The following is a 14,086-nucleotide window of genomic DNA, read 5'->3' as shown; positions in this document are numbered from 1 at the left end:
TCAGGTGACGGGTATCTGGGCGACAAGTCGCTGGATGGACTTCATGTCATAGCTCGCGAGGAATCCCCGCAGGTGCTGCGCGAGGCGTTCGCCGGCAGGGCCCAGCTTCTCCACCTCGCCGAGACAGCTCTTCAGCACGGTGGCGCTGTGCAACTCTGCCGCCACGGCAAGACGACTGGCGAGGTCCTCGGGCAGGGCAAGCTGACGCAAGTCGATGGTCTCACCTGATTCATCCGCAGCAGGCCGTTCCTTATAGACGAACTCCACGGCAGGCAGGTGCAGCAAACAAGCGTAGATGCGCTCTGCGCGAAAGGGCTTGGCTACGAAATCATCGCAACCTGCCTTGAGGTATTGCTCCTTTTCATGCGAGAGCGCCGAGGCGGAAGTTGCCACGACCTTCACGCCTGTCTCTCCGAACTCTTCTGCGATGCGACGCGTGGCCTCCACGCCGTCCAACTCGGGCATGCGCATGTCCATGAAGACGATCTGCGGTCGGGATACGCGCACTGCCTCGAGTGCCTGGCGGCCGTTCTCGGCGAGCACCACCTCACAACCAATCAGTGTGAGCATGGTGGAGAGCACCTCGCGATTCTCCGCAATATCATCCACCACCAGTGCACGCACGCGGCAACCGTCGGCAAGACTCTTCACCTCGCGCAAGACAGGCGGTGCATGACCTCGCGCAATGGCTGCGGCTGGCAACGCCACAGATACCGCGAAGCAAGAACCCACCTCGAGCTCAGACCGTACCTCCAGCTTGCCACTCATGATCTCCACCTGCCGCCGTGCGATGGCCAGTCCCAGCCCTGTGCCTCCCCTGCCCCGCGCCCCGGGTCCTTGTTGGAAAGGCTCAAAGATCTGTGCCTGCACCTCTGGCTCAATCCCCATGCCCGTATCCTCCACTTCGAAGCGCCAGTGATCCGCCTCACCCTGCAGCACGCGCAGGGTCACGCGCCCGCGCGCAGTGAACTTCACGGCATTCGCCAGGAGATTGATCAATACTTGTCGGAGCTTTCCTTCATCTCCATGCACCCAGGTGAGTTGATCCAATGGGGCGGCCTCGATGCGAAGACCGAGCTTCTTCTCCTCACACGGGTGGTGGAACATGGCCTCCAACTCGCGAATCAGCGCAGAGAGCTCAAAATCCACCGGCTCCAGTTCCATCCGCCCGGCATCGATCTTTGAGAGATCCAGAATCTCGTTGATGATGTGCAGCAGGTGATCGCCACTGCTCAAGATGGTGGCCACCGCGTCTCGATGGAAGGGGGGCAATGTCGCATCCCTTGCGAGAATCTGCGAGTACCCGATGATGGCATTCATCGGGGTGCGGATCTCGTGGCTCATGTTCGCGATGAATTCCGACTTCGCCCGGTTGGCAGACTCTGCCGCAGCCTCCGCCTGCTTGCGCACGAGCACCTCGGTTTCCAGCGATTCATGCGAGCGCCGCAGCTCCGCCGCACGACGCGCACTGCTCCACAGATAACTGGATAGCAACAGCGTGATGAGCATGGCAGAGCCCGGCGCCAGCCACAGCAGTGTATCTGATGCCGGCGCAACGAATCCTTTGATCGGCTCGAAGCTCAGCGTCCAATGACGCCCCGCGACCTCCACCGAGGATTGCCACGCAGGGCGATTCGGCAGGCGATCCCCCACCTGCCGGTAGAGCAGGGAGCCATCCGCTTGATCATAAACTGTAAGGGCCACACCATTCTCGCCCACCGTTCGCAGGGAAAGATTCACAAGGTCACCAATGCGGAACACGGCCGTGGCAAAGCCGCGTAGCGCATCGCGTCGTGCTTCCACCGTGGCAGGTGGCGATGTTTCGGAATAAACCGGGAGGAAGACGATGAAGCCTTTTTGTGATCCAGGCTCCTGTGCCAGGCGAATGGGCACAGTGGCACACGGTTGGGCAGCATCCCGCGCACGCTCCAGCGCCTCGCGTCGTCTGGGCTCTGCCCCGACGTCGAATCCCAGAGCCGCAACATTCCGCTGGAGGCTCTCCAGATAATACACCGGGAAATACTCATCTCGTGCCGCTGCGGGCACGATGACACCTTCCTCGTGCGCCTTCTCCTCCGTGAATCCAAATGTGGGAAAGCCCTCCGCGCGCGCTCGATTTTCCCACGCACTGCGCTCACTGCCGGGCACACGCGGATCCCACGCCAGCGCCTGCAACTCTGGCTGTCGTGAAAGAGCGCGATCCACAAAAACGCGGAACTCAGCACGCGTCGCATCGGGATGCGCATCAAAGAAGGCCGCCACGGCGTGCAACACCTCCATGGAGCGGAGGATCTGCCCCTGAATCACCTCCACACGGTCCTGCGCCAGCATCCGCACTTCTTCCTCCCACACGTGGTCCTGCCCACGACGAAGAAAAACGCCGAGAGCAGTAGACAAAAGCACCCCCAGCACCAGTGCCAGCATGGCAGGTGCCCTGGCGGGCGAGCTTCGGGACTGGAGGGAGGGCATGAGGGCGCGACGCGCTGAGCGTGAGAACAGCACCCATCATGCCAAAGGTTTCCTGGCCGGGCAGGTTTGCGGCTTGCGAGGTGTGATGAACCCCACTGGTTAGCAACCTTCACCAGTTAGGTCCTCTGGTCGGCATCGTTCCCTTCACGCTATTCTACCGCTTTCTCACTCACGCATGTTCCCCCGGCGGCAACTCCATTTCCCCTCCCTCAGCGGCTCTGTACTGTGCGCGCTGCTGGCGGTGTCTCCGTTCGCGTCTGCCGCGGAGCCACTTTTTCAGACTGTGTGCCTCTTCCCGGTGACTCCGGACAACAAGCCGAACTACCGCATCCCCGCCATCCTGCAGGCACAGAATGGAGACCTCCTGGTCTTTGCGGAGAAGCGCAACGATGGCCCGGGTGACATTGGCAATCACGACATCGTGCTGAAGCGCAGCTCCGACAAAGGCGGGACGTGGGGTGCTGAGCAGATGATCTTCGACGACGAGAAGGGCGTCTCCACCGACATCACCGTAGGCATGGACCACAGCAACGGAAAGCTGTGGCTCTTCTTCCTGCGGGACAAGAAGAAGTTCGTCCACTTCACCAGCACCGACCATGGCCGCACCTGGCAGGGGCCGGTGTCCATCCATGAACAGGTGACAAAGCCCGAGTGGGATGCGCTCAAGGGCAAGTCCGATGCCGAGGAGCCGGCAAATCCCAAAGGCCGCATGGCCATGTGGGAAAAGGACTGGGTGCAGCGCTACGGCTGCGGCCCGGGAAATGGCATGGTGCAACTCAGCAAGGGACCCAAGGCTGGCCGACTCGTGGTGTCTGCGCGACATCGTGAAGACATTGGCAAGGGACGACTGCGCAGTTTCGCGCATTCCTTTTACAGCGATGACCACGGCGCGACGTGGAAGCTCGGCGGAAACATCGGCATGCACACCAGCGAGTGCCAGCTCGTGGAACTGGCGGACTGCTCTCTCATGGTGATGTCTCGCAACGAAAGCAGTACCGATGCGCCGGACAACATCCGCCATCTTACTGCCATCAGCAAAGATGGTGGTGAAACGTGGACCGCTCCGAAGCGCGCTGAGGAACTCATCTCGCCCCGCTGTCATGGACCGGTGGAGCGTTTCACGCTTGCGGAGAAGCAGGGAAAGAACCGCCTCCTCTTTTCCAGTCCTGCGTCTCCTTACCGCCAGCCCGAGCACCCGTATGGCCGCTACAATCTCACCGTGCGCCTGAGCTATGATGAGGGCGCCACCTGGACGGCGGGCAAGACCATCTGGCCACACCCTTCCTCCTACTCAGACATGGTCGTGCTGGATGACATGACCGTTGGTTTCATCTATGAGCGCGGGCCCAAGGGCAGCACGCACTACTGGGATGAGCTGCACTTTGTCCGATTCAATCTCGAATGGCTCACCGATGGACGCGACTCGCTCGGCGCTTCCGCAATACCTGCTTCCTCACCATGAAAGCTTCCTTACTCTTCCTGGCCTGTGTCATTGTCTCTGTCACTGCGAACATTCCATGTGCATGGTCGGCAGAACCGGCACCAGCGCTGCCGCCTCTGCCCATCGCGGAAACAGTTTCCATTCAGCAGATGCAACTCCGCACCGCGGCACTGCCTCCTGAGCTGAAGCTCCGTGAGTCGCTCGGTCTGGTCACTGCCGCAGCCATCGAAGGGCAGGTGGTGCATCGCACGAAGTCACGCATTCTCGAAACACGCGCGACCATCACGCCCAACGGCGACTTCCTCCTGCTCTTCCCTGAAGGTGATCACTATGCCAAGAGCAAGGGCGAGAAGATGAATGTCATGCTCGCCTATCGCTCCAAGGATCGCGGCCTCACGTGGCAGGGACCCACCGTGGCGTATGACATCCCCTACAGCCAGCATGGTTTCATCCCCTTCATCCCCAAAGGCACCAACCGCATCTACGCCTTCGGCACACAACCCATCCCGGACAAATATTCGTGGAAGGATGGCCAGCAGGAGAATGCGCCCATCGGCTATCGCTATTCTGATGATGACGGCCACACCTGGTCCGAAGTGGCGCTCATCAAGCCGCAGAACGATCCCGGTTTCCTTGGTATGTCTGTCATGCGCATGACAGAGACCGATGCCGGCACGTGGCTGCTGGGCTCGCACCTTGCGGATTGGTCGGTGAAGCCCCTCAAGACCAAACAATACCTCCTGCGCTCGGAGGACAAGGGCAAGACCTGGACCCTGCTCCCCGGTTCGCGGCCGAATGGATGGTACGCGGAGGGATTCGACCGCATGGATGAAGGTCGCCCCATCAATCTCGGCAAGGGTAAGGTGCTCTTCATGACCCGCACGCCGCAGGGCCATCTCTTCACCGCGTGGAGCGAGGATGATGGCAAGACCTGGACCAAGCCCTCCCCCTGCCCGCTCGTGCACCCCGATGCTCCGCCCATGCTCTTCCCGCTCTCGGATGGGAAGACACTCGCCGCCTTCCATCATCGCCGTGTGCCCAAGACCAAGCCGGGCGAACTGAGTGACAAGGCAGAGACCATGAAGATGCGCACGGAGCTGTGGATCTCCACGACCGCGGATGGCGGGCACACCTGGACAGAACCGCGCTTTGCCATGGTGAATGCCGTGGAGGCAAATCTCGCGGTGGGCGGCTTCAATCACCAGTGCTCCTATCTGGATGCCTTCATGGATGGTGAAGTCATGCACCTCTTCCTGCCGCATCGCTGGCAGCAGGTGCTCCATCTCACATTGAAGGAGTCGGCGATTCCATATCTTCCCACCCAGGGAGATTTGGAGCGCGAAGCGGCTAAGGTCACTGCGCGATAAGTCCTGCACGTTCTCAACGCACCTTGCGTTTCTTCCTCATGTTTCGCTTCGCCATTTCTACGCTTGTACTTGCCTTGGTCGCTTCTACCCATGGGGAGGAGTCGGCTGCCTATCGCATTGAGCACCAGACGATCCTCACGGGGAAAAAGGGACTGCACTTCACGCAGTCTCGCACCGCGATCATCGCCGGCACTCCCCAGCAAGTCATCCTCACTACCCAGGAGACGGAACTCACCGGCGCGCATGGCTATCGTGACATGCTCCATGTCTTCAGCGAGGATCTCGGGCGCGCGTGGAAAACACCTGTCCACATCGAGAACCTGCGCCGGGCCAGGCAGGCAGATGGATATGACATCGTCATTGGCGATGTGTGTCCGCAGTGGCACGCGAAGACCGGCGTCGTGTTGGCCACGGGAAAGACCTTCAACTTCCGCGATGGCAAGACGGAGGACCGGGCTCGGGAGCGGGTGTCCTACACCGTATACGACCCCAAGACGCAGGCATGGAGTGGGCTGAACATCGTGCAACTCCCCGAGAAGGATCGCGAGGGCAGACCCATGCTGGAGGCGAATGCGGGCTGCCATCAGCGCTTTGATCTGGAGAACGGCGAGATCCTTCTGCCCATCCGCTATCGAAAGGATCCCAAGACCCGCCAGTATACCACCATCGTGGCGCGCTGTGGTTTTGATGGGAAAACGCTCACCTACAAGGAACACGGTTCGGAACTCACCACGGGGGACGCCGGCGGACGCGGCCTGTACGAGCCCTCAGTGGCTGGTATTGACGGCAGCTACTTCGTCACCATGCGCGCAGACAAGTCTGCCTTCGTGGCGCGCAGCAAGGATGGCATCAATTACGAACCCATCGTCGAGTGGAGGTATGACGACGGCCAAGTGCTCGGCAGCTACAATACCCAGCAGCACTGGGTGACACACAGTGACGGACTTTATCTTGTCTACACCCGACGCGGCGCGAACAACGACCACGTCTTTCGTCATCGTGCCCCGCTCTTCATTGCGCAGGTGGACCTTGAAAAGCTGTGTGTACTGCGCAAGACGGAGCAGGTGCTCATGCCAGAGACGGGCGTCGACCTCGGAAACTTCGGTGTGATGGACCTGAACCCGCAGGAAACCTGGGTCGTCACCTCCGAAGCGAGCTTTCCCAAAGATCGCCTGGATGAAGCCAATCGCGTCCTCCTCGCCCGCATCCATTGGGCGAAGCCGAATGAAACTGCAACCGCGAAACTCGGCTCTTCAAAATAGAAGCTCACACATCTCATCTCTCTGTCCCCTGCCTTTCTCTTTTCATTTCATCTCCATGAGTTCAACCCGCCCCATCACCCACGCCGACCTCCTTCAACTGAAACGCTGGAACACCCCCACCATCTACAATGGTTGGGAACAGGTCACCAAGCGCAACATCGCACGCGAAGCCTTCAACCCTGAAGAGACGCGCGACTTCATGCCCCAGATGGGCCCCATGGTGGGCTACGCTGTAACAGTTGTCATCCAGCCAGGTGAGAAGAGCCATCGCGATGAGAACCCCAAAGGCTGGACCGAATATCGCGACTATGTGGCCAGCATTCCCGGACCCAAGATCGTGATCGTGCAGGATCTCGACAAGCCCAACACCTACGGTGCCTTCTGGGGCGAGGTGAACAGCAACATGCACCGCGCCCTCGGTTGCGTGGGCACCATCACGGACGGCGCCATTCGCGACCTCGACGAAATGACCAATGCCGGGTTCAAGGCCCTCGCCCGCCGCCTCTGCGTGGGGCATGCCTACTCCCACCCCGTGCGTTGGAATTGCGAAGTGGAGGTCTTCGGCCGCAAGGTATCGCCGGGAGATCTCATTCATGCGGACAAGCACGGTTTCCTTGTGGTGCCGGAGCATGAGCAACCCAACCTGCTGGAGGCATCCCGCTTCATGGATGCCAATGAGTGCTTGACCGTCATTCCCGCTGCTCGCGACACCGCGGGCAAGAGCACGCGGGAGATTCTCGACGGACTCAACGCCGCTGCCGCGAAGTTTGGTGAGAACGTCAAAGAGAAGTTCCAGCGTCATGGTGAGTGGTGACCACTGCCGCCTGCATCGCTCACATTGATTTCCATCACTCCCCTACTCTGCCCCTTCCTTCCTCATGAAACTCCTCGCTTGTTGTACCTTCCTTTCACTGGCGCTCGCCTCCACCACGCCTGCCCGCGCCGCCGAACCCTTCCTTGAAAAGCTCGACCTCTTCAAGGCCGGCGAAAATGGCTACAAGCTCCAGCACATCCCCGGCATCGTGGTCACCGCCAAAGGGACTGTGCTTGCCTGGTGCGAGGCACGCTTGAAGGGCGGCGACTGGGATCAAATCGACATCCTGCTGCGCCGCTCCACCGATGACGGCAAGACCTGGAGCGAAGCGAAAAAGATCGCGAACGTGCCCGGTCCACACACGAAAAATCCCTTCTCGTTGGTGATGAAGAACGTGGACCCTAAGGACGTGACTTACAACAACCCGGTTCTCATCGCAGACAAGGACGGCACGGTGCACATGCTCTTTTGCGTTGAGTACATGCGCTGCTTCTACCAGCAGAGCAAAGATGACGGCCTCACGTGGAGCGCACCGGTCGAGATCACGAGCACGTTTGAGAAGTTCAAAAAGGACTATGACTGGAAGGTGCTCGCCACGGGTCCAAATCACAGCATCCAAACGAAAAGCGGCAGACTCGTAGTGCCTGTGTGGCTCTCCACTGGAACAGGTGGGAATGCGCATCGGCCTTCCGTAACCTCCACCATCTACAGCGATGACCAGGGCAAGACCTGGCACGCGGGTGAAGTCGCCGTACCCTGCACGGAGGAATGGATCAATCCGAATGAGACCGTGGCCATCGAGCTCGCGGACGGCAGTGTGATGCTGAATGTACGCAGCGAATCGAAGGCCCATCGCCGCCTTGTCACCATCAGCAAGGACGGCGCCACCGGCTGGAGCACGCCGAAATTTGATGACGCCTTGCTCGAGCCCATCTGCATGGGTGCCATCGTGCGCTACTCCTCGGAAGCCACCGGCGGCAAAAACCGCATCCTCTTCAGCAACCCGGACAACCTCAAGAAGGCCACTGGCAAGGAAGAACCCGGCAAGAATCGCGACCGCCGCAATGTCTCTGTGAAAGTCAGCTATGACGAAGGCAAGACTTGGGCCGTCAACAAATCCATCGAACCCGAGTGGAGCGCGTATAGCGACATCGCTGTGACCAAGAATGGCACCATCCTCTGCTTCTACGGACGCGGAGAGAAGGCTGGCTTCGCCGGTGACCGTCTCACCGTAGCTCGCTTCAACCTGGAGTGGCTCACGGATGGCAAGGATGTGTCTCAGCAGAAGTAGTAGCACGCGTCACGTCACCTCACCAAATCCCCCGCATGCGCTACGCTTTCCTCACCTGTCTACTTTCCCTGCAAGTCTTCGCCGCTGAACCCGCCATCGAAAAGCTCGACCTCTTCGCCGGTGGCGAAGGCGGCTCGGCCCTCTACCGCATTCCCGGCATCGTCGTCACCACGAAGGGCACCGTACTCGCCTACAGCGAAGCCCGTCGCAAGGCAGGCTCGGACTGGGGCGAGATCGAAGTGCACCTGCGACGCAGCACGGACGGTGGCAAGACGTGGTCGGCACCACAACATATCGCGCACAGCGGTGAGCGCATTGAGGGCAATCCCCACAAGCACGACGAAGAAGGCGCGAAGGAGCAGACCGTGAACAATCCCGTGGCCATCGTCGATCGCGATGGCAAGACCATTCACTTTCTGTACTGCATCAACTACGCGCGCTGCTTCTACATGCGCAGCACGGATGATGGCCTCACGTTCTCGAAACCGGTGGAAATCACCTCGGCGTTCGAGGCCTTCCGCCCGAAGTGCCCGTGGAACGTACTCGCCACCGGTCCCGGCCACGGCATCCAGATCAAAAGCGGACGCCTCGTAGTGCCGGTGTGGCTTGCCTACGGAAAGAAGCCTGGGGACCACGCGCCTTCCATGGCTGGCACCATTTACAGTGCTGATGGAGGCACGACATGGAAAGCTGGCGAGATCCCTCTGCCCAACGAGGGCGAACTCAAGAACCCCAATGAGACCTCCGTCGCCGAACTCTCCGACGGGCGCGTGATGCTGAACACCCGCAGTGTATCCAAGGTCAGCCGTCGCCTCGTCACCACGAGTGCGGATGGCGCTACCGGCTGGAGCAAGCCAGTCTTCGATGATGCCCTGTGGGAACCTATTTGCATGGGTGGCCTCGTGGCCTATCCGAAGAAGCCGGGCACGCTCATTTTCAGCAATCCACACTCCCTCGAAGTCGACGCGGAAGGCAAGCCCATCCCCGGCGGTCGCGGCAAGCGGCGCAATCTCTCCATCAAGATCAGTTACGACGACGGCAGGACTTGGCCAGTGAACCGCACCCTTGAAGAAGGTCCGAGCGCCTACTCCGACCTCGCTGTGCTGCCGGACGGAACCATCCTCTGCTTCTACGAGCGCGATAAGCGCCTCACCGTAGCCCGCTTCAATCTTGAATGGCTCACGGCTTCGCATCCGGCCCAACCTGGTTCTGCCCCCTAGTGCATTCACGAGCCATCATTCGCTGAGAGATCCACCCATTCGAGATCGTCTTTCGCCAACGCCTTTCTGCACTGCTCACGGCTTCTCCATATCGTTCTGCCGCCACACCTCCTCTTTCCATGAAACGACGTTCCATCTTCCTCGCTACCTTGCTCGCTGCGTGCGCCACCACGGGCGCTCGGGCAAATGTGAAGCTGAACTCCCTGTTCTCCGATCACGCCGTCCTGCAATCAGGAGTGCCCGTCCCAGTGTGGGGCAAAGCAGACCCCGGGGAAGAGGTCTCCATCACCATCGCAGGCCAATCCGCTACTGCGAAGGCTGATGAGTCAGGCAAGTGGAAGGTCACTCTCGAAAAACTGGCGGCCACCAAGGAGCCGCAAACACTCGTCGCCAAAGGCAAGAACATGATCACCGTGAAGGACATTCTGGTCGGTGAAACCTGGCTCTGCTCCGGCCAGTCCAACATGGGCATGCGAGTCAGCAGCGCGTTGAACTTCGAGGAGGAAAAGAAGAACGCGAACCTGCCCCAGGTACGCATGTACATTGAGTCATCTCCCGGCGCAGCGTCACCGCAGGAGGAAGGCAAAGGTGCGTGGCATGTGTGCTCACCCGATACAGTTGGCAGTTTCTCTGCCACGGCCTATTTCTTCGGTCGGGAACTGCATCAGAAGCTCGGCACTCCGGTAGGACTTATCAACTCCTCCGTAGGCGGCACACGCATCGAGGCCTGGATCAGCGCGGAAGAACAACAGAAGGAACCGGCGTTGAAGGACTTTATCACGCAAAATGACGCCACACGCGCCGCCTTCGATGCGGCCGCGGAAAAGGCAAAGTTCGAGCAGCAGGTCACCCTTTTCAAAGAAGGTGTCGAGCGTGCCAAGGCAGAAGGCAAACCGCTGCCCACGCGCACCCCCCGCGATCCTGTCGCCTCTCATGAGCGCGCCACCGTGCTGGGGAATCTCTTCAATGGAAAGATTGCGCCGCTCGTCCCCTACGCCATCCGCGGCATCATCTGGTACCAGGGCGAGAGCAATGCGAGCCCGCAACTCACGCGCTTCTACGAGACGCAGCTTCCCCTGCTCATCAAAGACTGGCGCACCCGCTGGAATCAACCGGAGCTGCCCTTCGGATTTGTACAGCTTCCGAACATCCAACGTTCCCCATCGTGGGTCGATGTTCGCGAAGCACAGGACAAGACTCTCAAAACGGTGCCCCACACCGGCATGGCCGTGACCATCGATGTGGGTGAAGTGCGCGATGTGCACCCCAGAAACAAACAAGCCGTGGGCAAACGTCTCGCCGCCTGGGCACTCGGTGACGTCTACAAGGTGAAGGATGTCGTATCCTCAGGGCCGCGCCTCGCCAGTCGTGACGTGAAAGACGGCAAAGTGACCCTCACATTCACCGGTACGGATGGCGGATTGAAGGCCAAAAGCGGCTCGCTTGAGGGCTTCCAAATCGCGGGATCCGACCGCAAGTGGCACACCGCCGATGCAGCCCTGGTAAAGGACACCGTGGTGCTCTCCCATCCGGAAATCGCGCAACCCGTCGCGGCTCGTTATGCGTGGACGGACAACCCCATCGCATCCCTCTACAATGGCGCGGGGCTCCCCGCCGCGCCTTTCCGCACCGATGACTGGAAACAGGAACTCTCCCTGCCTGCCATCTTCTCCGATCACATGGTGCTGCAGTCAGACACCATCATTCCCGTGTGGGGCTGGGCCGTGCCATACGAAGATGTCACCGTGACCTTCAATAGTGTATCCAAAACCATCAAGGCTGATGTCAGCGGCAAGTGGCTGATTCGCCTCGGCAAATTCAAGACCTCCGCGAAGCCCTCCGAAATGGTGGTGAAGACCGCAGCCAAGACCTCCACCATCAAAGATGTGCTCGTGGGTGAAGTGTGGCTCGCCTCGGGCCAGTCAAACATGGCGTACATGTTCTCCCGCGGCCAGTATCCTGAAGAGGAGCGGCAAGCGGCAGCCCTGCCGGAGCTTCGCATGTTCACCGTGAAGCAGAATGCCCAGCGCGCGTTGCAGGCCGATTGCGAGGGCTCATGGGTGATCGCCTCACCAGAAACAGTGGGAACCTTCTCCGCCGTTGCCTACTTCTTCGGGCGCGATCTCCACCTCGCCCTGAAGCAGCCCGTGGGTATGATCAATTCCTCATGGGGCGGTACCGACATCGCCGCATGGACCAGTGAAGACGCCCAGGCCAAGGTACCCGCCCTGAAGGCGAAGCTGAATCAGTGGGCCACCGACGAACTCGCCTACGATGCCGATGCCGTGCACGCGAAGTGGCTGATGGCCGATGAAGCGTGGAAGGTGAAAGTGAAGGACGCCAAGCTGACCGCCGTCAAGCCGCCCGCTCGCCCCAAGCTGAACAAGCAGCCCGCACGCGACCAGAATCATCCGGCAAATCTCTACAATGGCATGATCGCCCCGCTGCTGCCCTACGCGCTTCGGGGCGCCATCTGGTACCAGGGCGAGCACAACTGCTCCGGTCTTGAGAAGGCCACGCTGTACAAGACCCAGCTTCCGTTGCTCGTGAGCGACTGGCGCGCACGTTTTGGCAATCCTGACATGCCCTTCGCCTGGGTGCAGCTCCCGAACTTCCAGCACGTGGGCTACCGTCCTCTCGTGCGCGAAGCGATGCTGGAAAGCCTGAAGGTGAAGAATACTGGCATGGCCATCACGGTGGACATCGGCGAGGCGAATGACAATCACCCCCGCAACAAGCAGGGCGTGGGCCAGCGACTCTCCTACTGGGCGCTCGGCACCGTGTACAAGAAGGACGTACCCGCCACCTCCGGTCCGCTCTACAAGGGCTCGGAAACCCTGAATAGCAAAGTGGTCATCTCCTTCGATCACACCAATGGCGGACTCGTGGCCAAGGATGGACCGCTGAAGAGCTTCCTCATCGCGGGCAAGGACAAGGTGTGGAAACCCGCCACCGCCGTGATTGAAGGCGATAGGATCGCGGTATCCAGTCCTGATACACCCAATCCGGTCGCGGTGCGCTACGCCTGGGAAAGCAGCCCGGTTTGCAATCTCTACAACGGTGCAGGCCTCCCCGCCTCCCCCTTCCGCACAGACACCTGGCCGCTGGAGGACATCTTCGCGCCCAAGCCCGCGGCCGCTGTGGATCTTTCAAAGGACACCGCGCGTCAGGTGGTCATCGCCCAGGGCACGCCGGAGGAGTATCAAGGTCACCCCACCACCGTGCTCCTGCCGGATGGAAAGACCATGTACTGTGTGTGGACCTACAAGCACGGAGGCACCTGTGGACCGCTCAAGCGTAGCGATGATGGCGGCAAGACCTGGAGCCAACTCCTCCCGGTGCCGGAGAGCTGGAAGACCGTGAAGAACTGCCCCTCCATCTACCGCCTCACAGATCCGCAGGGCAAGGTACGCCTGTTTGTCTTCGCCGGTCAGGGACCAGATGGCGCCATGCATCAATCCGTTTCAGAGGACGAAGGCAAGACCTGGTCCCCCATGACTTCGAACAAGCTCACCTGCGTCATGCCCTTCTGCACCATCGTTCCCATCGAAGGTGGAAAGAAGCTGCTTGGCCTCACCAACATCCGCCGCCCCGGCGAGACCAAGGACAAGAAATCCAACATCCTGACCCAGAGCATCTCTGAAGATGGTGGCTTCACGTGGAGCCCCTGGAAGATCATCCTCGACATGGGAGATCTCAAACCTTGCGAACCCCAACTCGTCCGCTCTCCCAATGGCAAACAACTGCTCTGCCTCATCCGCGAGAACGAACAACGAGTAGCGCTCTATATGACCAGCGACAACGAGGGCCAGACCTGGTCCCAAGCCAAGCCCCTTCCCGCCGGCCTGCATGGCGATCGCCATATGGCTCACTACGCAGAGGACGGCAGACTCGTGGTCTGCTTCCGCGACACTGGGCTGAAGAGCCCCACGAAGACTCATTTCGTGGCGTGGGTCGGCAAGTATGAGGACATCATCGCGGGCCGCGATGGGCAGTACCGCCTGAAACTCCTCCACAGCTACAAGGGCGGCGACTGCGGTTACCCCGGGCTGGAACTGCTGCCGGACGGCACCTTCGTCGCGACCACCTACATCAAGTATCGCGAAGGGCCCGAGCAGAACTCCGTGGTCAGCGCCCGCTTCAACCTGCAGGAAACGGACAAGTTAGCCAAGGAGCGCCGATAAGCCAACGCCCTCCATTCGTCATTCGACATTCGGATTTC

General features: G+C 60.3%; 8 protein-coding genes. 7 read left to right on the top strand and 1 reads right to left on the bottom strand.

Annotated features, from left to right (window positions below; translation table 11 throughout):
* On the bottom strand, positions 1–2,469 hold the full coding sequence (locus G5S37_RS08405) for a CHASE domain-containing protein (RefSeq protein WP_165202667.1): 2,469 nt from the start codon (positions 2,467–2,469) through the stop codon (positions 1–3).
* 175 nt (positions 2,470–2,644) lie between these two features.
* Here G5S37_RS08405 and G5S37_RS08400 point away from each other — a divergent pair, with 175 nt between their 5' ends.
* From G5S37_RS08400 to G5S37_RS08370, 7 genes are all read left to right on the top strand, one after another.
* Positions 2,645–3,931 carry a sialidase family protein gene (locus G5S37_RS08400; protein WP_165202665.1) on the top strand — a complete coding sequence of 429 codons (1,287 nt, stop codon included), beginning with the start codon at positions 2,645–2,647 and terminating at the stop codon, positions 3,929–3,931.
* Positions 3,928–5,277 carry a sialidase family protein gene (locus G5S37_RS08395; RefSeq protein ID WP_165202663.1) on the top strand — a complete coding sequence of 450 codons (1,350 nt, stop codon included), beginning with the start codon at positions 3,928–3,930 and terminating at the stop codon, positions 5,275–5,277. The genes G5S37_RS08400 and G5S37_RS08395 overlap by 4 nt, the downstream gene beginning before the upstream one ends.
* A gap of 38 nt (positions 5,278–5,315) precedes the next feature.
* Positions 5,316–6,539 carry a sialidase family protein gene (locus G5S37_RS08390; RefSeq protein ID WP_165202661.1) on the top strand — a complete coding sequence of 408 codons (1,224 nt, stop codon included), beginning with the start codon at positions 5,316–5,318 and terminating at the stop codon, positions 6,537–6,539.
* A 55-nt stretch (positions 6,540–6,594) separates the two neighbouring features.
* Positions 6,595–7,353 (top strand): RraA family protein, encoded by a 759-nt coding sequence (locus G5S37_RS08385; RefSeq protein ID WP_165202659.1) that lies wholly within the window; start codon positions 6,595–6,597, stop codon positions 7,351–7,353.
* A gap of 64 nt (positions 7,354–7,417) precedes the next feature.
* Positions 7,418–8,644, top strand: a complete 1,227-nt coding sequence (locus tag G5S37_RS08380) for a sialidase family protein (protein ID WP_165202657.1) — start codon at positions 7,418–7,420, stop codon at positions 8,642–8,644.
* A 35-nt stretch (positions 8,645–8,679) separates the two neighbouring features.
* A complete protein-coding gene (locus tag G5S37_RS08375) occupies positions 8,680–9,864 on the top strand; it encodes a sialidase family protein (RefSeq protein ID WP_165202655.1) in 1,185 nt (394 codons plus the stop codon).
* Between the two features lie 119 nt (positions 9,865–9,983).
* A complete protein-coding gene (locus G5S37_RS08370) occupies positions 9,984–14,048 on the top strand; it encodes a sialate O-acetylesterase (protein ID WP_165202653.1) in 4,065 nt (1,354 codons plus the stop codon).
* Positions 14,049–14,086: the final 38 nt, after the last annotated feature.

Origin of the sequence: Roseimicrobium sp. ORNL1, from assembly GCF_011044495.1 — a bacterium.
Classification (GTDB): domain Bacteria; phylum Verrucomicrobiota; class Verrucomicrobiia; order Verrucomicrobiales; family Verrucomicrobiaceae; genus Roseimicrobium.
This window is presented reverse-complemented; position numbering and strand designations above follow the sequence as displayed.

Coding starts and splice junctions, on each gene's coding strand:
- G5S37_RS08405 (WP_165202667.1), bottom strand. CDS start 2,469: ATGCCCTCCCTCCAGTCCCGAAGCTCGCCCGCCAGGGCACCTGCCATG.
- G5S37_RS08400 (WP_165202665.1), top strand. CDS start 2,645: ATGTTCCCCCGGCGGCAACTCCATTTCCCCTCCCTCAGCGGCTCTGTA.
- G5S37_RS08395 (WP_165202663.1), top strand. CDS start 3,928: ATGAAAGCTTCCTTACTCTTCCTGGCCTGTGTCATTGTCTCTGTCACT.
- G5S37_RS08390 (WP_165202661.1), top strand. CDS start 5,316: ATGTTTCGCTTCGCCATTTCTACGCTTGTACTTGCCTTGGTCGCTTCT.
- G5S37_RS08385 (WP_165202659.1), top strand. CDS start 6,595: ATGAGTTCAACCCGCCCCATCACCCACGCCGACCTCCTTCAACTGAAA.
- G5S37_RS08380 (WP_165202657.1), top strand. CDS start 7,418: ATGAAACTCCTCGCTTGTTGTACCTTCCTTTCACTGGCGCTCGCCTCC.
- G5S37_RS08375 (WP_165202655.1), top strand. CDS start 8,680: ATGCGCTACGCTTTCCTCACCTGTCTACTTTCCCTGCAAGTCTTCGCC.
- G5S37_RS08370 (WP_165202653.1), top strand. CDS start 9,984: ATGAAACGACGTTCCATCTTCCTCGCTACCTTGCTCGCTGCGTGCGCC.